The organism is Bartonella sp. P0282, assembly GCF_048452985.1.
Taxonomy (GTDB): Bacteria; Pseudomonadota; Alphaproteobacteria; order Rhizobiales; family Rhizobiaceae; genus Bartonella; species Bartonella choladocola.
Window position 1 is genome coordinate 334,809 of record NZ_WTFO01000003.1, and the last position, 21,308, is coordinate 356,116.

Below are 21,308 nucleotides of genomic sequence, written 5' to 3' on the forward strand. Positions count from 1 at the left end.
TGCAACTACAACTAACCAGAAACATTTTATTATAAGCTTCGCGTGTCACCTTCAGCTTATGCTTTTCCATTAGAATTTTAATAAAAATATCCGGTCGTTCTGGTATGCATTTTATTCGTGCACGGGCATTTTATTTAAGCACGGGCATTTCAATTGACGCAGCTGAGACTTATGAACCCCGACTTTTAAAACAATTATAGATGATAAAATCACACGCAAAGCATGATTGTTTTTCCGACGTTTTGAAATTTGAAAACTCGACGATTTGTCGTTTAAAAATAATTTTTGATGAAAAATGGTCGGAGTGAGAGGATTTGAACCTCCGACCCCCTCGTCCCGAACGAGGTGCGCTACCAGTCTGCGCTACACTCCGACTAACTGGTGTTGGCGGGCTTATACCGTTATGACAGACTTCTCGCAAGTGTTTTTTGAAAAAACACGCTCAACAATTATTCATTTCGTGTTTGTTCCCCCCTCCTCCTTGGCTCGCAATCACCTTTTCCTGATCTGTTTCACCCATATTGGCTCCCTTCCCCTCGCCCGCCACCGTTTTTATTATAGTGGGCTTGAAATTTTTTCGCCAAAGCATGAGATTTTTCCGGTGGTGTGACGGTTTTTGCCACTTTAAATTGCTTTCTTCCCATCTCACGAAACTTCTGTTGCAAGTTTGACCGGTTTTTCGTTCCTGACCGATTTTTCCCGTCCCAACCGTTTTGTGAGCATTCGGGGCTTTTCCCGTTTATCCAGTCGGGCAAAGATCACGCCGGCGGGCGCCGCCGAAGGCCGGTTTAAAAAACATTTGCCTGTTCTCATAGCTATAAACTTGTCGCTTGGAGAAGCGCTCGACTATTATCGGTCTTCATTTTAATGGTTTTATTATTTTTTATACGACGGGCGGCATTCACTTGACCTAAACCCTTGAAAAGCGATAGCAAGAATATGCTTTTTAAGTTCAAGCCGGAAAAGAAAAAATGGCCGAAAAAATCATCAGTTTCATTATGAGTGGCGGCGTTGGCACCCGCCTTTGGCCATTATCGCGTGAAGATTTTCCAAAACAGTTTCATGACCTTTCCGGCAAAGGCTCGATGGTGTCCGGCACTGTCAAGCGCATGAATGCACGGCCAAGCGGCCACGGGCCGATTTTTCTGATTGCCTCGGAAGCCCATGAATATCGTTTGCGCCATGATATTGCCGGTTTGCCATTAAATGGCGGACGCCCGATTTTTGAACCTTTGGGGCGAAATACGGCGGCGGCGGTTGCTTTGGCAACAGCAATCACACTTGCCGAATATGGCGACAAGCTCATTCTGGTTGCCCCGTCTGACCATGAAATTTCAACCAATGACGATTTTTGGAAAACCATTCATGAAGGCGAAGAAGCCGCAAGAAGCGGCCGCATTGTCGTTTTCGGAATCCATCCGGACAAGCCGGAAACCGGCTATGGCTATGTCGAAACAGGACAGGAAAAAAACGGCGTTTATGACGTTATCCGCTTTGTTGAAAAGCCGGATGTTGAAACGGCCAAAAAATATTTGCAGTCGGGCAATTTTTTATGGAATTCGGGAATATTCCTTTTTTCCGCAGCAACTATGAAAAAAGCCTTTCTTGAATTCCAGCCGGAAATCTGGAACAAGACGGTCGAGGCGCTGAAAAGCGCCCATACAGACATATCGGGCACATGGCTAAATTACGAGCATTATGCGGCCATACCTTCTGACTCAGTCGATTATGCCATTATGGAGCATGTCAAAGACATTGCGCTCGTGCCTGCCCGCTTTCACTGGAATGATCTCGGCTCGTGGCAATCGCTTTTGAACCAGCAATCAAGCCCCACACCGCCTGATGAAAACGGTAATGTGATTATTGGCGATGTTGTGGCAATCAATTGCCATGGCAGCTATTTGCGCTCGGAAGCGGGGTTACTATCGGCTGTCGGGCTTCATAATATGGCGGTTGTTGCGACAACAGACGCAACTTTTGTAGCCCCCGTCAAAGAAAGCCAGAATGTGCGCGACGTGGTGGCAACACTTGAGAAAGCCGGAAGGCTTGAAACCAAATTCACCCCCGCTGCCGATAAAATACCGCAAAGTGGCGCTTATCTCACCCGTGTCGAGCATTGGCTTTTTGATGAAGCGCTGCCGCTTTGGTCAACCCGCGGGGTTGATGAAAAAGGCGGTTTTTATGAAGCCTTGGGCTTTGATTCCATGCCGGTATTGCGCGCCAAACGCATGCGCACGATGGCGCGCCAGATTTATGCTTTTGCCATGGCCGGTGAAATGGGCTGGGACGGTCCTTATAAAGAGCTGATCGACCACGGCCTCGAATTTATCGGCAAAAATGGCAGAACAGACCGTGGCGGTTGGGTTTTGCAGATTTCACAAGATGGCAAGGTTCTTGACGCAACCGAAGACAGTTACGATCAGGCTTGTGTGTTACTGGCACTTGCCCACGCCCATCGTGTCGGCAATAAAAAAGCCTTGCCGCTTGCTATGGAAACCTTCTCTTTTATCGACCTTCATCTTGCCGATAAAAATGGCAAAGGCTTTTTTGAAAATGCCAAAGGCGACGGAGAGAAAACATTTCGCCGTTCCAACCCGCATATGCATTTGTTTGAAAGTTTCATGGCCTGGTATGATGTGACAGGTGATAGAGATTATCTTGAACGGGCAGAACGCATTGTCGATCTTTTCAAGGAACATTTCTTTGATGAGGATAGCTGGACACTTGCCGAATATTATGACGGGAACTGGCAAAGAGCGGCTTCACCTGAAGGTGACATTTGCGAACCCGGCCACCATTTTGAATGGTCGTCGCTGCTTGTCGATTTTTCCAAAAAAACCAATGACCGCAGTGTTATAAAACTTGCCAAAAAGCTTTATGCCTCGGCCATTGCCAATGGTTTGAACCGCAAAACGGGACTTGCCTATAACACAATTTCGCGCCACGGAATGCCAATCGACACCAATTCGAGAAGCTGGCCGCAAACCGAAGCGATCAAAGCAGCGCTTGCGCTTGATGGCAATGACGGGCCGGATCTGAAACCTGAAATAGAAGCGCGTGTAGGAAGGCTTTTCCGGTGGCATATCGACGCCGCCCCCAAAGGTTTGTGGATTGACCTCATATCGGAAAACGGCCGCGCCATTGCCGAAGATGTTCCGGCTTCCATTTTTTATCATATGATAACGGCTTTGACGCAATATCGGAAATTTGCCCAACATTGGAAACTGGCTTGAAAGCTCGCCGGTCAGTTCCTTAAAATCTGCCCTGCCCCGTTCTACGCCGTTCATAATTTTTGTGTTCGCCCATCGAAAACAGGGGCAAGAATTGCCGCGTTTAAAACCCGCACAATCCGGTTTAAAACAGAAACGCGCAAAACCGGCAATCAATCAAACAATAAAAAACCCGTCCGGTTTGTGTAACGGGCGGGCTTTTATCGGGGTTCTGGAGTTTGAATATTTTTAAAAGACCTATCAGCGCCAATCGGGGCGCGGATGCCAAGGTCTTGGACCGCCATGGGGACCATGTGGTCCGAAATGCGGGCCATAATAGGGCGGCGGGGGCGGAGGTGGTACAGGATAGAAGTGCCGGTGCTCGAAATGGCGCCGATGCGGCGGATAGCGGTGATGATAGCGGTCATAATGATGATGACCCTCGTCGATGATGATGACAGGATAAACATCGGCCTTGGCAGAAAGTGCACCACAAAGCGGCACTGTCATTGCAAGGCTTAAAAGAACAACAATCAGTTTTCTCATGTGAGATACCCTTTTAACGATTCTTGGAACACACCTTACGCTTTGTTAGCTGAACTTATCCTGAACCTTTTGTTAATCTCCCGTTCATCTTCGCCTTGACGAGAAAAAACCGATAAACCACTTCCCGAAAAGGCACACATGCTTCCCGAAAAGTGGCTCAAGCGGCTCCTGAAAAGTCCCACATGTTTCCCAAAAAGTGGCTCAAGCGGTTCCTGAAAAGTCCCACATGCTTCCCAAAAAGTGGCTCAAGCGGTTCCTGAAAAGTCCCACATGCTTCCCAAAAAGTGTGAAACGGTTTTTGGTGAAGAAGCATGTGAGAAAGAAGCACGGTTTTCGGCAAAGAGCCGCGTGAACAAAAAAATCGCGGTTTTTGGTGATGCATCATCGTGGAATAAGGAGTTTTTTTTAACAAAAATGTTTCAATGACTGGTTCGCTTTACAACCGGCAGAGACAAGAAAAACCGTTTGCTGGCGCGCTACTTTGAAGACCGTTTCGAGCGGTTGATAGTGGAAAATTGCCGGAAATAACAACTAAACTATTGAAAAACTTCTGTCGATAGTCCCGCTTTTCTCCCGTCAAAGTAAAAATTGATTGCAAAAAAATCAATTCGAGTATTACGATGATCGCACGGGGGAACGGACTATGAAATATATTTTACTGCTCTTCATTTTTTTCACAGCCTTATTTCCGGAACTTGCTGCGGCAAATACACCGTGTTCAGGCCGGAAAGGCGGCATTTCCCATTGTGTTGGCAGAACCTTTATCTGTAATGACGGTTCAACCAGCGCATCGACCAAAGATTGTTCGGCCTATATGGGGGGCGGTGCAACAAACCGCCAATCTCTCGAAAGCAGCCCGTCTCTCATGGAACCATCAACGGGAAATTGTTCTTGCCGTTCGGGAACCTATTGCGTTGGCCCCAGAGGTGGACATTATTGCTATTCCGATAGCGGGCAGAAAAGCTACCTTCCCCATTGAAAGCAATTTTGCAAATATGAAAAATCCCGAAAACCGGTCGCAAAAATTGCGAAAAGCCGTGAACCAAACACTTTTTAAAAAGGCCGTTCGGCGCCCAAGCCGATTGTTTTAGAGTATTCATCGGCCGCATCCGATATATTCTAGGTTTTTCCCGCGCTACGATCGTCTTTGAAACTTCGCAACCTTTCCGAACCGCAAAAAATTTCTGTCGAATGCGTGACCGCCTTTTTTATGCCCGTGGGGCTTTAACGCACGGGCATTGTTGATTTATAACCGTTCGCAAATGGCGGTGCTTGCAAGCACCTCACTTGCCTTCACTATGCCCGCAGGGCTTTTTCAAGCGCACATTGTTTTGAACCAGTTTTCGCACACAAATGGCGGGTGATTGGCGTTAGGTGCTCACTCGCCCTTGATACGTTTGAACGCTTCATCCAGGCCGCCGGTGAGCGCTTCTCTGCCACCATGATCGGTAAAATATTGGGAGACCAGCTCGTTCGTGCCTTTTTTGGTCGAATATTCGGCTTCCAATTTAGTAAAATCGGGCTTCTCTACTTTACGTGCCTCGTCGGCAAGATTGCCAAACATAGAGGCAAGAAACGGTGCCGACTGGCTTTCATCAAGCCCGTTTTTTACGAACCAACGGTTTGCCGTTTCGATGAAATTGAAATAGACACCCATCAGAGAGCCGGCAGTCATCATCAAAGCAAACTGGCTTTCATCCTTGACGGCAATTGCCCCACCCATCGCATTGAAGATTTTCTTCAATTCCGGATTGTCGGGATAAATTGCTGTAACGCTTTTCGCTTCGGCAACAAAGGGATGCGGCACGGCGCGAAAAACCTTTTTGCCAATCCATTTTTCGGTCTCGGTTGCCGTTGCCATGGCAATAACCGAAATAACTGTTTTTGCTTTAGAAAAATCGAGTTTTTTCAATTCTTCTTCGGCAATCTGGCTTCTTAAACAAATGAAAACATCATCGCTCCGGTCAATCACATCCTGATTGTCTTTGCCGATTTTCACCTTGTCAAAGCGCTTTGAAAGCTCTGCCGCGCGGTCGGCATTTCTGGGTGAAATCGTGATTTGTTCAACCGGAAGATTGCTCTTCATCAAGCCTTCCACCATGGCCGAGGCAATGGTTCCTGTACCGATAAAACCTAGTTTCATTTGTCTCTTTTAACCTCGCAATTCAGGATCGGGCCAAGCCAGCGTTCGACTTCACTCACCGGCATTGCTTTTCTTTCGGCATAATCTTCAACCTGATCGCGTTCGACTTTGCTCACCGACATTGTTTATTAGATTTATGACCGTTCGCAAATGGCAGGTGATTGCTTGCAAGCACCTCACTTGCCTTCACTATGCCGGCGGTTTTTTTCAAGCGCACATTGTTTTGAACCAGTTTTCGCACACAAATGGCGGGTGATTGGCGTTAGGTGCTCACTCGCCTTTGATACGTTTGAACGCTTCATCAAGGCCGCCGGTGAGCGCTTCTCTGCCACCATGATCGGTAAAATATTGGGAGACCAGCTCGTTCGTGCCTTTTTTGGTCGAATATTCGGCTTCCAATTTAGTAAAATCGGGCTTCTCTACTTTACGCGCCTCGTCGGCAAGATTGCCAAACATAGAGGCAAGAAACGGTGCTGACTGGCTTTCATCAAGCCCGTTTTTTTCAAGCCAACGGTTTGCCGTTTCGATGAAGTTGAAATAGACGCCCATCAGAGAGCCGGCAGTCATCATCAAAGCAAACTGGCTTTCATCCTTGACAGCAATTGCCCCACCCATCGCATTGAAGATTTTCTTCAATTCCCGATTATCCGGATAAATTGCTGTAACGCCTTTGGCTTCGGCAACAAAGGGAAGCGGCACGGCGCGAAAAACCTTTTTGCCGATCCATTTTTCGGTCTCGGTTGCCGTTGCCATGGCTATAACCGAAATAACTGTTTTTGCTTTAGAAAAATCGAGCTTTTTCAATTCTTCTTCGGCAATCTGGCTTCTTAAACAAATGAAAACATCATCGCTCCGGTCAATCACATCCTGATTGTCTTTGCCGATTTTCACCTTTTCAAAGCGCTTTGAAAGCTCTGCCGCGCGGTCGGCATTTCTGGGTGAAATCGTGATTTGTTCAACCGGAAGATTGCTCTTCATCAAGCCTTCCACCATGGCCGAGGCAATGGTTCCTGTACCGATAAAACCTAGTTTCATTTGTCTCTTTTAACCTCGTAATTCAGGATCGGGCCGAGCCAGCGTTCGACTTCGCTCACCGGCATTGCTTTTCTTTCGGCATAATCTTCAACCTGATCGCGTTCGACCTTGGCAACGCCGAAATAATAGCTGTCGGGATGGGAAAAATAAAGTCCGGCAACCGACGAACCAGGCCACATGGCATAACTTTCGGTAAGTTTCACACCGGTATTTTTTGTCGCGTCAAGAAGCTCGAACAATGTGCCCTTTTCGGTATGATCGGGCTGTGCGGGGTAGCCCGGAGCCGGACGTATACCGCGATAATTTTCGGCAATAAGGTCTTCCTTGGTCGAATTTTCATCGGCCGCATAACCCCAATAAACCTTGCGAACGCGTTCATGCAGACATTCGGCAAAAGCTTCGGCAAAACGGTCGGCCAGAGCTTTGACAAGAATGGAAGAATAATCGTCGTTTTCGCGTTTGAAACGTTCGGCAATTTCTTCCTCGCCAAAGCCGCTCGTTACCACGAAACCGCCAAGATAATCCGGTGTGCCGACAGGAGCCACAAAATCGGCCAGAGCAAGATTGGGCTTTCCCTCGCGCCGCTGCAATTGCTGGCGCAAAGTGAAGAAGGTTGCCCGCTCGTGTTTTCTTGTCTCGTCTGTATAAATGCGGATGTCGTCACCAACGCGGTTTGCCGGCCAGAAGCCGATCACCGCCTTCGGATGGAACCATTTTCCGGCAATGATTTTTTCAAGCATTTTTTGCGCGTCATCATAAAGCTGGCGGGCAATTGGCCCTTGCTTTTCATCATCAAGAATTGCCGGAAAACGCCCGCGCAATTCCCAGCTCTGGAAAAACGGTGTCCAGTCGAAATAGGTCGAAAGTTCGGCAAGATCCCAATCGTCGAATTTTTTGACACCGAGAAATGTCGGCTTGACCGGTTTATAATTCTTGAAATCGAGTTTCAGTGCATTGGCGCGCGCCTCATCTAATGAAACGCGGGTCTTTTGTTGTTCGCCCTTTTCATGGGCGGCGGCAAGCTTGGCATATTCCTCACGGATTTTTTCGATTGTCGCCGTTTTTGTTTGCGGGGAAAGAAGCGATGAAACAACCCCCACGGCCCGACTTGCATCAAGCACATAGACACTCTGCCCGCGGTGATATTGCGGATTGATCTTGACGGCCGTGTGAACGCGGCTTGTTGTTGCTCCGCCGATCAACAAGGGAATATCGAAGCCCTGACTTTCCATTTCATGGGCAACATTGACCATTTCATCAAGCGAAGGTGTAATGAGGCCGGAAAGACCGATTGCATCGGCCTTTTCACGCCGTGCCGCGTCGAGAATGGTTTGTGCCGGAACCATTACCCCAAGGTCGATAATCTCGTAATTATTGCAGGCAAGCACAACGCCGACAATGTTTTTGCCGATGTCGTGAACATCACCTTTGACAGTTGCGAGAATAATTTTGCCCGCACTCTGGTGGCCTTCACCACCGTTTTTACGCTTTTCCTCTTCCATATAGGGAAGAAGAATGGCCACAGCCTGTTTCATCACGCGGGCGGATTTCACCACCTGCGGCAAAAACATTTTGCCCGAACCGAAAAGGTCGCCCACTACATTCATACCGGCCATGAGCGGCCCTTCAATGACATCAAGCGGGCGTTCGGCTTTTTGGCGTGCTTCTTCCGTATCAGCGTCGATAAATTCGGTAATGCCGTTCACAAGAGCATGTTCAAGGCGCTTTTCCACCGGCAATTGTCGCCAGCTCAAGTCTTTTTCCTTTTTGACACCGCCACCGGCCTTACCGCGATATTCTTCCGCAAGAGCAAGCAGGCGCTCGGTTGCGCCAGCGTCTTTATTGAGGATCACATCTTCACAGGCTTTTTTAAGCTTGGGTTCGATTGTATCGTAAACGGCCAATTGTCCGGCATTGACAATGCCCATATCCATACCGGCGGCAATTGCCCGATAAAGGAAGACCGAATGCATCGCCTCGCGAACCGGTTCATTGCCACGGAACGAGAATGAGAGATTGGAGACCCCGCCGGAAATATGGCAATAAGGCAATTTTTTGCGAATTTCTTTGGTCGCTTCGATAAAATCGACGGCGTAATTATTATGTTCGTCGATACCGGTTGCAATGGCGAAAATATTGGGGTCGAAAATAATATCTTCAGGCGGGAAACCGACCTTGTCGACCAGAATTCTATAAGCCCGTTCGCAGATTGAAACCTTGCGTTGCTCGGTGTCGGCCTGACCTTTTTCGTCAAAAGCCATCACCACAACCGCCGCCCCGTAACGGGAAGCAAGTTTTGCGTGTTCGATAAACTTTTCCTCACCCTCTTTCAAGGAAATCGAGTTGACGATGGATTTTCCCTGCACACATTGAAGACCGGCTTCAATAACTTCCCATTTCGATGAATCAATCATGATGGGAACACGGGAAATATCAGGCTCGGCGGCAAGGAGATTTAAAAATTTGCGCATGGCCGCAACGGAATCAATCAAGCCTTCATCCATATTGATGTCGATAACCTGTGCACCGTTTTCCACCTGATTGCGCGCAACATCGAGAGCGGCGGTATAATCATTATTGGTTATGAGTTTGCGAAACCTTGCCGAACCCGTGACATTGGTGCGTTCGCCAATATTGACGAAAGGAATGTCGTGGGTGAGTGTAAACGGTTCAAGACCCGACAAATGCAAAAGCTTTTCCTGCGGCTTGGGCTTCCTCGGTTTGAACGGTTTGACCGCCTCGGCAATAGCGCGAATATGGTCGGGCGTGGTCCCGCAGCAACCGCCGACGATATTGATGACACCTTCACGCGCATATTCCTCAAGCTCTTTTGCCATAATTTCGGGCGTTTCATCATAACCGCCAAAGGCATTGGGCAAACCGGCATTCGGATAAACACAAACCAGTTCTTCGGTATTGGCAGCAATTTCCTTCACAAGCGGAAGCATGGCCTTTGCGCCTAACGCACAATTAAGCCCGACAGAAAACGGCTTGGCATGGGCAACCGAATAAAGAAAGGCTGTTGGCGTCTGCCCTGAAAGTGTGCGCCCCGACATATCGGTAATTGTGCCGGAAATCATAATCGGCAATTCGATATTTTTTTTGGCAAAAACTTCTTTTGCGGCGAAAATAGCCGCTTTGGCATTGAGCGTATCAAAGATGGTTTCAATGAGAAGCAGGTCAACACCGCCATCAATCAATGCATTGATCTGCTCGCCATAGGCAATACGCAATTCATCAAAGGTAATGGCACGAAAACCGGGATTGTTGACATCGGGCGAAATCGACGCGGTCTTATTGGTGGGGCCAATGGAACCGGCAACAAAGCGCGGCTTGCCGTCTTTTTCTTCGGCCTGCAAGGCTGCGCGGCGCGCAAGACGGGCGCCGTCACGATTAAGCTCGTAGACCATATTTTCCATGCCATAATCGGCCTGCGCAATGGTGGTTGAAGAAAATGTGTTGGTTTCCAGAATGTCGGCACCAGCCAAGGCATAGCGCAAATGGATGTCTTCAATGGCTTTCGGCTGGGTCAATGTCAAAAGGTCGTTATTGCCTTGAAGAGCACAGCTACAAGCCACAAACCGTTCACCACGAAAATGTTCTTCATCAAAATGGAAAGACTGGATTTGCGTTCCCATCGCGCCGTCAAGAATAAGAATGCGCTCGCGCGCCAATCGGCGCAATTCTTCCGAACGGTTTTTCGGCTTTTCTGTTTGACCGAACAATTGTTCTACAGGATTTGATGTTTTGCCAGAGGCTTTCTCTTCACCGGAAGATGACTTTTCGACAATATGAGACATAGCGGGGGAACCTTTCATATCAGCCGGTCATGAGTGACATAAAGAAATCTTTATGTCAATGAATTCCAAGAATAGAAATAAAAAACGCCGGTATAAACCGGCGCCTTTTTAATAAAACTTTTTGTGATCGTCACCGGACAAAAATACCGATAGAGCAAGCGACACACAAAACTGACAGAATTATCAAAATAAGATAGGCTTTTTTCTTGTCGAACAGAATTGCAAAAGCAGAAAACCAGCCCATGACACCGGCACTTAAAGCAAACATAAAACCGGCGCGGTTCATGGTAACAAGATGGGCAGCCATCAGACCGCCAATAATCAACGCACCAAAAACTATTATAAGACCGGTTGCGAACTTCTCATAATCGTCCATAATCAATCCTCTTCAAGCGGGCTTGCAATTATCCAGAAATCGAAGTCCGGCTACTCAATGTTACTTTTCCTTCTAACGCATGAAAGACAAAAACAAAATGTTTTTTTCGTTCATGCCGCTTCAGCGATGCGCCTAACGACGAAGTTTTTTTCATGGAACCGTTTTTCCTCTCCCAAGCTCTTCGTCGTTAAAGCTATTATACCCTATTTATCGCAGAAGCTATTATGAGCAACACCGCTTATCTTGAACAAACCGGAATTGCCAAACCGGAATTGCCAAGCCGGAATTGCCAAACCGGAATTGCTCGTTAGCTCTCCCCTTCTCATGCTTTTCAATTTTCCGGTTGAAAAAACGACTCTATATGGCGGGGCAATTTCCACGGGCTGACTGCAATCAAATCATAGCGCAGCCGCAATTTTTTAGCGTCGGACTGGCGTGCGAGAAAAACATTTGCCGCCTTGTCAATGCGCTTTCTACTTGGTTGTTTGACTGCTTCCATCGCCTCTTCAATGGTGGGACGCGCTTTTACTTCGACAATGGCAATAACATTGCCACGCCGTGCTATAATATCAATTTCACCGAAATAGGTTTCAAACCGGCGTTCGGCAATGTGATAGCCTTTCAGTTGCAACCATAAGGCTGCAACTCTTTCAGCATAAATGCCATACCAATATATTTTTTTCTTGCGTTTTTTGTTCATGATCCCGCTTCATGAAAAGGTGAGAAAAATGACAGGCCTATCTACTTACAAGAATAAAAATCTATAAAGAAATATTTAAAAAAACACAGCACTTTGATCGTGCTGCCAACGATTTCAAAGGTGAGAGAACCGACAATTTAAAAATTAACCAGCGAGAAATCTAAAAGATTTGTTTTAAGCGCCTTATTTTTCCACTATTCGCGCTTTTTCCACTATTCGGGATTTTCGAGCCGCTTCACTTTTTTAAGCTCCCTGCTCTTCGTTAAAAAAGCTTAGTCTTTCAAAGATAACAGGCGCTTGTAAAGTTCCGTTTTTTTGTGTCCGGTTATTCTGGCCGCTTCAGCGGCGGCTTTTGCTGCGGAAAAATCTTTCGCAAGTTCGACCAGAAGCTTGTCGATTTCTTCCGTGTCGAATTTTTCTTCCTGTTTTGATGGCGGTTCGACAATTATAACAATTTCGCCACGTATTTTTTCGCTATCATTATAGCGTTCATGAAGCTCGGAAAGTGGCGCAACATCGACTGTCTCGAATTTTTTGGTCATTTCGCGACAGATTGCGCCGCGGCGATCTTTCCCGAAAACTTCAACCATATCAGCGAGAGTTGTAGACACGCGGTGCGGCGACTCGTAAAAAATCAATGAAGCGGGAATGGACGCAAGTTCTTCAAGGCGGGCTTTTCTTTGCATGGACTTTGTTGGAAGAAAGCCGGAAAAGAAAAAGCTGTCGGTTGGCAGACCTGTTGCAATCAATGCTGTCAAAGCGGCAGAAGCACCCGGAACGGGCACAATTTTGATATTTTTTTCGCGCGCCTCGGCAACCAGCCGGAAACCGGGGTCGGAAATAAGCGGCATACCGGCATCGCTCACCAGTGCGACCGATTGGTTATCTTCGAGAGCGCCGAGAAGTTTTTTACCTGCTTCCTCGACATTGTGTTCCTGATAAACGATCGGCTTCTGGTGGATACCATAACGGTCAAGCAAGATGCGTGTCACTCTGGTGTCTTCGCAGGCAAGCACATCGGCAGCGGCAATTGTTTCTATTGCCCGCAATGTTATATCGCCGAGATTTCCTATCGGTGTTGCCACAAGGTAGAGCGCCGGTTCAAGGGCGGGTGCTTCATAAGCATTCGCCCCGATGATATATTTCCTGTCTGTCAAAAAATTGTCCTACAACATTGAACCTGTTGTCTTGAGTTTGCGGTGAAGTCCAAAGGCTTCATCAAGAATATGCGGAGTCTGGCCGCCAACCGTTTTGCAAGCACGATCAAAATAATCGCGCAATACATCGCGATAGTCGGGATGGGCACATTTTTCGATAATAAGCGGCGCACGTTCGCGTGGTGCAAGACCGCGCAAATCGGCATAACCCAATTCTGTCACCAGAACATCGACATCATGTTCTGTATGATCGACATGGGCAACCATTGGCACAACCGAAGAAATCTTGCCACCTTTGGCAACCGATTTCGTCACAAAAACCGAAATATAGGCATTTCTCGCAAAATCGCCCGACCCGCCAATACCGTTCATCATATGGGTGCCGCCGACATGGGTCGAATTGACATTGCCGTAAATGTCGAATTCAAGAGCGGTATTGATAGCGATAATACCGAGTCTGCGAATAATTTCCGGCAAATTGGATATTTCTTGCGGCCGCAAGATCAGCCGGTCCTTATAGTGTTCGATATTGGGGAAAACACGCGCTGCACATTTATCGCTCAATGTAATCGACGAAGCGGATGCAAAATCGAGTTTACCGGCATCGAAAAGCTCGAATGTCGAATCCTGCAAGACTTCGCTATACATCCGTAAATTATGGAACGGACTATCCACAAAACCGGTCAGAACCGCATTGGCAATCGTGCCGATACCCGCTTGAATGGGGCTTAATGTCATATCCATGCGCCCCTGGTCTACTTCTTTCAGGAAGAATTCGGTCAAATGGCGGGCAATGGCATTGGTCGCATCATCTGCCGGCAGGATCAATGACGGGCTATCCTGCACATCGGAAATAACAATCGCCGCGATCTTGTTTTTGTCAACTTTGATCGACGTCGTACCGATACGTGTATCCGGCTCCAGAACTTCCACCGGTTTGCGATTGGGGCGCGGGGATGGAATATAAATATCGTGAATACCTTCTATTGCCGGATTAACGCTGGTATTGAGCTCGATGATAACCTGATCGGCACCCAAAGCAAAACTTGCCGAATTGCCCACCGAAGTGGTTGGCACAATCGAGCCATCTTCATGTATGATCGCCGCTTCGATAATGGCGATATTGACCGGTGGTAACTGGTGGGCGCGCAATTGTTCGACCGTTTCGGACAAATGTTCATCAATAAACATGACCTCGCCGCGATTGATCGCCGCTCTCAAAGTTGTGTCGACCTGAAATGGCATACGACGGGAAAGTACACCTGCCTCGCATAACAGCTTGTCGGTGTCATAGCCCAGTGAAGCCCCTGTCAGCAGGGTAATTTTAAAGGGGTGTTTTTTTGCCCGTTTGGCCATTGCGTGTGGAACAAGCTTGGCATCTCCGGCGCGGGTAAAACCGCTCATGCCAACGACCATACCATCTTTGACAAGGCTTGCCGCCTCTTCTGCCGAGACGATTTTTTGTCTCAATTCCGCACTTTGGATCCGGTCTTCAAACATTCTATTCTCCCATTTCTCCACAACAACAAAACGAGCCCCGCCCCGCTCGACTTTTTGTGGCTCAAGTAAATTTTTCCAAACTTATGCTATCAAGCCTCTTCCATTTCTTTCAAAATATTCCTTGCCGCTTCCAGAGGATTATCAGCTTTGATAATCGGACGGGCAACCACGAGATGACTTGCACCGGCTCGAATAGCTTCCATCGGGCTCATAACACGTTTCTGATCGCCTTTATCTGCCCCTTTCGGGCGGATACCGGGGGTGACCAGAGCCATATCAGGACCGATAATAGCGCGTAACTTGCGGGCTTCGGCAGCCGAAGCAACAATACCGCCCATTCCTGCCAAACGCGCGTCTTTTGCCCGCTTTAGCACCAATGTTTCGGCATTGTCGGAGTAACCGGCAGCTTTCAGATCAGCGTCATCCATGGAGGTGAGCACGGTCACACCGAGAAGACAAAGATTGCTTTGTCCTGCTGCGGCGACTGCCGCGCGCATCGCCTTCGGATAAGCGTGGATTGTCAACATATCGACTCCGAGTTTGACGATATTTTCAACCGCACTCGCAATCGTATTGTCGATATCCAGAAGTTTCATATCAAGGAAGACTTTTTTGTTTGCCGCTTTGAGTTCACGGGCAAATTCAAGCCCGCCTGCAAACAATAATTGATAGCCTATTTTATAAAAGCTGATGGTATCACCCAATTGATTAACCAGCTTTTCTGCCTGCCGAATATCGGCCACGTCCAATCCGACGATCAACCGATCTCGCATAACACTTGCCATCAATTAAACTCCATTCCCATTACATTCAGAAAGTCCGGAACATCCGCAACCAACTGCAACAACAGTTTTATTCCGGATAGGTTCCATCCGGAAGCTCCTTATCAGGCATAAGCTGAAAGTACAACTTCCGACTTTCTATTATCTAACGCAATTACGCGTTTATATACCGGCATAGCCGGCATATAGATAAATTATTTCCTCCCGTTTTGGAAATCACGTTCCGCTGTTCTTCAGTTGCGGTATCGGAATATTGACAGTGCCATTTCCCGTGCTGACATCGGTTTTCTGCCTTGTGACAGATTCGACAGCAGCTTTGGCATCATCGGAAATACCCGAATTGTCACCAAGTCCGGTTGCGCCCAGAAGCCCTTTTGCCTTGGCATCATAATAATAGCCGCGGGCGTAAAGGCGCACAGCCTGCGCTTCATCCCCTTCGGCAACCTTGTAGGCACCGGCCAGATATTTCACGGCAAAGCGCAAATTCGTCTCGGCATCGAGAAGCCCCTTCGGGTCGCCCTGATAGCCCATGCCCTTCGCTGTCGGGTGGCTGATTTGCATCAGGCCGAGATAGGGGCCGTTACGAATATTGGGATTGCCGTTGCTTTCACGTTTGACAACCTGCCTCACAAGCCTTTCAGGCACATTATAGGCCAATGAATATTTGGAAATCAGCTCTTCCACTTGCGGACTTGCATGGGCAAGTTCGACAGGACCGGAAGGCGCGGAAAGTGCCGCAGGATTGGCTGCCGCCTCTTTGGCGAGAGCAGCGGGATTTGCTTGTTTGCCGTTAAAAGAGAGTTCCTTGAACACGGGAACGGGAATTTTCTTGTCAATCAGATAACCGTAAGATAACGGCGTTGTCATTGTTCCGACCCGTGCTATCGACTTGGTCGCATCGGTAAGTTCGGCTTTTGGCTTGTTCTCATTGGTACAGGCGCCCAAAAACCCTGTTAGTACAATAATACTGCCGCTGACAATCAAACGTCGTTTAGTCATGCACCACCCGTTTTTATTCAAACTTATGCAAACTTTTTCAAGAAAGCCACAAAATCACGGCTGTCAAAAACGCACATACTCTGTACACAAAATGCGTTCCGGCGTGTATTAGCCAATTTCATGGCAATCCTGTGACCAAATTGTCATTTTCTGGTCAATCCTACCGAAAATCCTTGAAAACCTGTGGTTTTACAAGGAATAATTCCGATATGAACGACACTTTGAAACGTAAAATGCGTTTCAAAATGACATCTAGGCACATCAGTTGCAAAGTCAACCTAGCACAACTTGTTCGACTTGGCAAAACATGGTTTACGATAGGTTACTTGCGAGCTTTTCGGCAATTTCCCGATAGAGTTTGGAAAAAGTGCTTTGTGGTCTTGCAACATAGACAGGTGTGCCCGCATCCGACAAAGCGCGAACATCCGGATCAAGCGGGATTTCGCCCAAAAACGGCACTTGCCGGTGGTGGGCTTCATTGCGCGCCCCGCCATGGCCGAAAATGTCATAGCGTTTACCGGTATCGGGAGCGATAAAATAACTCATATTTTCGATGACACCCAGAATCGGCACACCGACCTTGGTAAACATTTCGATTCCCTTGCGCGCGTCAACCAATGCGAGATCTTGCGGGGTGGAAACGATAACCGCACCGGTTAACGGCACTTGCTGGGCGAGTGTCAATTGCGCGTCGCCGGTGCCGGGTGGCATGTCGACCACCAAAACATCGAGTGGCCCCCATAAAACATCCCGCAAAAATTGTGTGACCGCCGACATCACCATCGGCCCGCGCCATACCATCGGGCGGTCTTCGTCAACAAGAAAACCCATCGACATCAATTTCAAGCCGAATTTTTCAAGCGTTTCCAGCTTGTTGCCTTCGACAGCACGCGGGCGCTGGTTGATAAGGCCGGTTAGTCTCGGCAGTGATGGCCCATAAATATCGGCGTCCAAAAGCCCCGTTTTAAAGCCTTTATCGGCCAGTGCCAAAGCCAGATTGATAGCGGTTGTCGATTTGCCAACGCCACCCTTGCCGGATGCGACAGCAATAATATGTTTGACACCTTCAATCGGCTGTTTTTCACCAACACCGCGACCAACATGCGCATGTCCCGACTGCGCAACAACTTTTTTAGCACTTCCGGCGTGGCTTTCGCTGCCATTCCGGCTTGTCTCCTGACCGGTTCCGCCTTTTTTCTCGGCTGTCAAAGTAACAATAGCCGCTTTGACACCATCAAGCGCCTCGACCACTTTCTGCGCAGCCTGTCGCATCGGCTCCAGTTCCTGCGCACGTTCATCCGGCACAGTTATCGAAAAAAACACTTTGCCATCGGAGATGAAAATTTCCGAAACAAGGCCGAGCGAAACAATATCGCTTTCAAAATCAGGCCCTTTGACCTTTCGCAACTCATCAACAACATCATCGCTTGTGATATTGGACACGAACTTTTCCTTCCTGCAAAATTGCTGGATTTTTCTCTTTCCTATCGCGGTGACAAGCCTTCGGTCAACCGGCTAATGGGCAGTTTTGACGGTTTTTGTATTGGCCGAAATATGGCTCGAATTCTTGTCGGCCAACCATTTGACAATAATGTCGCGGTCACGCTCGCCTATCATATGGTCACTATCGACCATCACATTATCAACCTTGGCAGAATTTTTATGGAACAGGGCCGATAAAGCCGGTTCAAACGGTGAATAAAGCGCGTCCTTTTTGCCCGAAATAATCAGGACTTGTGTTTTCGACAAATCCTCGCGCGCCGTATTATCGAGAATAGGCATTGAACGCATAAGAATGGCACGGCGCACAAGATCGGGATGGCGCATCATAATAACGGCCAGCAAATTCGCGCCATTGGAATAGCCGACAAAAGTCACCCGCGACAAATCATAATTTTCATCATCGGCAAGCCCGACGAGAAATTTTACCAAAGCATCGGCTTCGTGAACAGCATCCTGCTGGTCGAACTTTGTCGGTGTAATTTTTCTGAACCAGCGCGTTTCACCATTTTGCACAATGCGCCCGCGAATGCCGACAAGTGTTGCCCGTGGCCATATCGGGCGGGCAAAGGACAATAACGAATTTTCATCGCCGCCCGACCCGTGAAGCAATATAACCACCTCGCCGGATGGATGATCGGCACGGTCAATGCGCATATGAAAATTCTCTAAACGCTTCAATCCGGTTTCGGTCGCATTATTCTGCTGCATAAAAATTCCTCTATTTCGCGCATTATTGGCATTATTGGCGTTATTGGCGTTATTGGCGTTATTGGCGTTGTTGGCGTTATTTCCGTTAAACGCTTTTATATTTCCGGTAAACGTCCGGTCATTCCCGTTCAATGTCGCTCTTTGAAGCGGTTTTCCGGCTTCCGTCTCTGTGTCGCGCCCGTTTTGGAGCGACAAGGCGACCTTCCCGTTTTCCGCTTTTTGCATAAGCGCATTGACTTTTATAACGTCCGAAGATTGTTTAATTTCGCCCGATTTTGCCACTTGACGAGCTTTCCCGCCTTCAACAGGCACAACTCTTCGAGCAGACTTTATCATGCGGGCTGTCTCTGTCTTTATTTGCTCGGATTTTATCCGCTCACGCCCGATTGCCGAGATTATTGCATTTTCATTTTTCGTATCATTTCCGGTTTTCGTTTCATTATTGACCGGATCATTATTGACCGGAAGCGCCAATTTTTCCGCCCCCTCCCCCCATGAGGACGCCATTGCATCGCAAATGAAATTTGCCAATGCCAGAAGAAAAAAAGCAACAATAAAACCGAACCCTTTTGTCATGAACACGATTATGAAAAAAACCCTTTAACAATTTATCAATATAAGGAATGGAAGGCCTTCCGGCAAAACAATTAGGGGTGATAAGGTCGTTTTCCCGCACCTTTCAGGCCAAGCTTTGCAAGTTTGCAACGGGGGCAAAACCGGCTCATATCAAGCTGCTTTGCCATAGCCACCCTATTCGCCTGCTCGTCTTCACCGGTTTTGATGAAAATGTGCCTGCCTACCCGCCCCATAGCCACCCTATTCACCTGTTCAACTTCACCGGTTTTGCTGAACACGGGCTTGCCTACCCGCCTCCGGCAAAAAACGCCGCCGCCTGTTTTTTAAAGCGCCGCCCGCCTGTTCTATTATGCCTGTTCTATTATGCTTGTTCTATCGGGCTTCACTGTTCCGGTTATTTGAGGGTTTTATCCCCTTCACAAGGCCGTTTCCGACAATACCATTTCCGACAATTCCATTTCCGCCAATTCCGGCCCCGACAATACCATTCCTGACAATGCTATGCCTGTCTTTGCCTGCCTTTGTCCGCTTTTGCCTGTCTTTGCCTGTCTTTGCCCGCCTTCAATTGTCTTTCATTATCTTTGATGACGATTGCCGGTTTTAAAATAAGAAAAAATAGTGGCGCTTTAATAAAAAGTAACCAGCGGGCACTTTGCCCTTACGCCACAGCACTTTTTCGGTTCATCATTGCGATAAAAATTCTATACGGGCGGGTTTATTTTTCTTTGCCGAAATGCAGAACCAGACCAATTCGCAACGCTTCAATACACAATAAATCGCGCAAGATTCCATCATCCAAATCGAAGCTGTCATTGTATGAATGAAAATTCTCGACCGACCTTTCGACCTCGAAAACGCCATTGACCGGAAATTCAAATGATTTATTTTCCGATGAAAGATATTGACGAATCGTAGAGATCAGCCGTTGCATATCTGTGCACTGTTCATTCATCCCGATACCCGATATACTCTATATAACAAATAGCAATCATAAGTTGTTTTTTGTTTGAATACAACTTTATTCTTCGGCAATAATATCGCCACTTTGTAACGTAATATTGCAGACTGGAAGTTTATTGGCATCCGAGTCGTTTTATGCAGCAAAGTCTTTCCGTAAACCGGACAAAATTCACCCGTATCATCGCCCGTATAGTGACACAAGTTGCACGTGCGATCTGGTTTGTTTTTGCCTGTTTCATGCTGCTGTGGAGCCTGTTTGCGTTTTTCTATCAATTGCCGTTCAACATGCCGGTTTTTGTTACCATTGCGGTTTTGTGGCTTGTCATCGGCATTTATGCATTGGCGCTTGAATTCAGAACGCCGTGGAAATCGCGGATTATATTGGCGATTATGTTTATTGCCGTTACAAGCTGGTGGGCAACGATAAAGCCGACATTGCACCGCGATTGGGCGCCGGAATTATCAAAAAGTGTCGAGGCGGAATTCGACCCGATCAATCCCGACATTGTCCATCTTGAAAATATCCGCGATTTTGACTGGATTTCGGCTTACGAGGGAAAAGAACGATGGGAAAATGGCACTTATAATATCAAAGACATTGTCGGACTTGACGTGTATCTATCCTATTGGATGGGGCCCTATATTGCCCACACGCTTGTAGGCTTTACCTTCAAAGACGGGCGTCATCTGGTTTTTTCGGCAGAAATCCGGCGCACAAAAGACCAGAGTTTTTCGGCCATAGGCGGTTTTTTCAAAGAATTTGAATTGATAATGATTGCCGCACCTGAAGAAGACATTATAAAATTGCGCACGGATATAAGGGGTGAACATGTTTACCGCTACCCGATCAATGTAGACCGGGAAAAGATCGAAGAGCTCTTTCTGAATTATCTTGAAACAGCCAACAAGCTTGCCCGTAAAGCACGCTTCTATAATACTGTGACGGCCAATTGCACAACGGTGGTGTTTGACATGGCGCGCATTCTCGACCCCGGCATACCGCTTGACTGGCGCATTCTCTTTTCAGGACAACTTCCCTCCTATCTTTATGATCTCAAGGTGGTGGATACGAAAAAATCATTGGCCACACTTGTTGACGAAGCCCGTATCGTGCCCCAGATAAATGGCCGTCGCGACCAATATTCTGTTGATATAAGACGGGCGCGAAACACGAACGGCAATTGACTCGGCGAAAACTAAACCGTATAAGCGCAAAAATTGCCCCTGAACTGCAACTTGAACTTGAAGCAGGCGAAAGGGCACAAAAACTGTTCAACCGGCGGGAAACCGCACATAGAACCAAGAAGGGCCGCA

Annotated in this window: 18 protein-coding genes and 1 tRNA gene; 3 read left to right on the forward strand and 16 right to left on the reverse strand. The window is 47.7% G+C overall.

What is annotated here, in order from left to right; all coding sequences use genetic code 11:
* Positions 1-296: 296 nt before the first annotated feature.
* A tRNA-Pro gene (locus GQS64_RS10585) sits at positions 297-373 on the reverse strand.
* Positions 374-971: 598 nt separating this feature from the next.
* Here GQS64_RS10585 and GQS64_RS10590 point away from each other — a divergent pair.
* Positions 972-3,233, forward strand: coding sequence for an AGE family epimerase/isomerase (locus GQS64_RS10590; RefSeq protein ID WP_198231550.1), 2,262 nt, complete (start codon positions 972-974; stop codon positions 3,231-3,233).
* Between the two features lie 237 nt (positions 3,234-3,470).
* Here the strand turns inward: GQS64_RS10590 and GQS64_RS10595 are convergent, their stop codons facing one another.
* On the reverse strand, positions 3,471-3,755 hold the full coding sequence (locus GQS64_RS10595; RefSeq protein WP_198231551.1) for a hypothetical protein: 285 nt from the start codon (positions 3,753-3,755) through the stop codon (positions 3,471-3,473).
* Positions 3,756-4,398: 643 nt separating this feature from the next.
* Here GQS64_RS10595 and GQS64_RS10600 point away from each other — a divergent pair.
* Positions 4,399-4,734, forward strand: a complete 336-nt coding sequence (locus GQS64_RS10600; RefSeq protein ID WP_198231552.1) for a hypothetical protein — start codon at positions 4,399-4,401, stop codon at positions 4,732-4,734.
* A 399-nt stretch (positions 4,735-5,133) separates the two neighbouring features.
* On the opposite strand, the gene GQS64_RS10605 is transcribed toward GQS64_RS10600, so the two are convergent.
* The 14 genes from GQS64_RS10605 to GQS64_RS10670 all read right to left on the reverse strand — a co-directional run bounded on the left by GQS64_RS10605 (position 5,134) and on the right by GQS64_RS10670 (position 19,986).
* The gene (locus tag GQS64_RS10605) at positions 5,134-5,898 is read right to left on the reverse strand and encodes a pyrroline-5-carboxylate reductase (protein WP_198231553.1); all 765 of its coding nucleotides are present in this window, start codon (positions 5,896-5,898) and stop codon (positions 5,134-5,136) included.
* The gene (locus GQS64_RS10610; protein WP_255520168.1) at positions 5,895-6,020 is read right to left on the reverse strand and encodes a hypothetical protein; all 126 of its coding nucleotides are present in this window, start codon (positions 6,018-6,020) and stop codon (positions 5,895-5,897) included. Before GQS64_RS10610 ends, GQS64_RS10605 begins: the two co-directional genes overlap by 4 nt.
* 148 nt (positions 6,021-6,168) lie before the next feature.
* Positions 6,169-6,933, reverse strand: coding sequence for a pyrroline-5-carboxylate reductase (locus GQS64_RS10615; protein WP_198231554.1), 765 nt, complete (start codon positions 6,931-6,933; stop codon positions 6,169-6,171).
* The gene (metH, locus tag GQS64_RS10620) at positions 6,930-10,733 is read right to left on the reverse strand and encodes a methionine synthase (protein ID WP_198231555.1); all 3,804 of its coding nucleotides are present in this window, start codon (positions 10,731-10,733) and stop codon (positions 6,930-6,932) included. Before metH ends, GQS64_RS10615 begins: the two co-directional genes overlap by 4 nt.
* A gap of 130 nt (positions 10,734-10,863) precedes the next feature.
* Positions 10,864-11,109, reverse strand: coding sequence for a hypothetical protein (locus tag GQS64_RS10625; protein WP_077993300.1), 246 nt, complete (start codon positions 11,107-11,109; stop codon positions 10,864-10,866).
* A gap of 331 nt (positions 11,110-11,440) precedes the next feature.
* The gene (locus GQS64_RS10630; protein WP_198231556.1) at positions 11,441-11,809 is read right to left on the reverse strand and encodes a YraN family protein; all 369 of its coding nucleotides are present in this window, start codon (positions 11,807-11,809) and stop codon (positions 11,441-11,443) included.
* 272 nt (positions 11,810-12,081) lie between these two features.
* Positions 12,082-12,966, reverse strand: a complete 885-nt coding sequence (gene rsmI / locus GQS64_RS10635; protein WP_198231557.1) for a 16S rRNA (cytidine(1402)-2'-O)-methyltransferase — start codon at positions 12,964-12,966, stop codon at positions 12,082-12,084.
* 9 nt (positions 12,967-12,975) lie between these two features.
* The gene (locus GQS64_RS10640; protein WP_077993302.1) at positions 12,976-14,466 is read right to left on the reverse strand and encodes a succinate CoA transferase; all 1,491 of its coding nucleotides are present in this window, start codon (positions 14,464-14,466) and stop codon (positions 12,976-12,978) included.
* An 89-nt stretch (positions 14,467-14,555) separates the two neighbouring features.
* Positions 14,556-15,251 carry an orotidine-5'-phosphate decarboxylase gene (pyrF, locus tag GQS64_RS10645; RefSeq protein ID WP_198231558.1) on the reverse strand — a complete coding sequence of 232 codons (696 nt, stop codon included), beginning with the start codon at positions 15,249-15,251 and terminating at the stop codon, positions 14,556-14,558.
* 213 nt (positions 15,252-15,464) lie between these two features.
* Positions 15,465-16,247: a lytic transglycosylase domain-containing protein gene (locus tag GQS64_RS10650; RefSeq protein ID WP_198231559.1), complete on the reverse strand. Its 783-nt coding sequence runs from the start codon at positions 16,245-16,247 to the stop codon at positions 15,465-15,467.
* Between the two features lie 312 nt (positions 16,248-16,559).
* Positions 16,560-17,690 carry an Mrp/NBP35 family ATP-binding protein gene (locus tag GQS64_RS10655; protein WP_198231560.1) on the reverse strand — a complete coding sequence of 377 codons (1,131 nt, stop codon included), beginning with the start codon at positions 17,688-17,690 and terminating at the stop codon, positions 16,560-16,562.
* A gap of 72 nt (positions 17,691-17,762) precedes the next feature.
* Positions 17,763-19,034, reverse strand: coding sequence for an alpha/beta hydrolase (locus tag GQS64_RS10660; RefSeq protein WP_246798558.1), 1,272 nt, complete (start codon positions 19,032-19,034; stop codon positions 17,763-17,765).
* Between the two features lie 71 nt (positions 19,035-19,105).
* Positions 19,106-19,312, reverse strand: a complete 207-nt coding sequence (locus GQS64_RS10665; protein WP_198231561.1) for a hypothetical protein — start codon at positions 19,310-19,312, stop codon at positions 19,106-19,108.
* Positions 19,313-19,749: 437 nt separating this feature from the next.
* Complete coding sequence (locus GQS64_RS10670; RefSeq protein ID WP_198231562.1) at positions 19,750-19,986, reverse strand: hypothetical protein; 237 nt, start codon at positions 19,984-19,986, stop codon at positions 19,750-19,752.
* A 143-nt stretch (positions 19,987-20,129) separates the two neighbouring features.
* Here GQS64_RS10670 and GQS64_RS10675 point away from each other — a divergent pair, with 143 nt between their 5' ends.
* The gene (locus tag GQS64_RS10675; RefSeq protein ID WP_198231563.1) at positions 20,130-21,179 is read left to right on the forward strand and encodes a DUF4105 domain-containing protein; all 1,050 of its coding nucleotides are present in this window, start codon (positions 20,130-20,132) and stop codon (positions 21,177-21,179) included.
* The last annotated feature ends 129 nt before the right edge of the window (positions 21,180-21,308 follow it).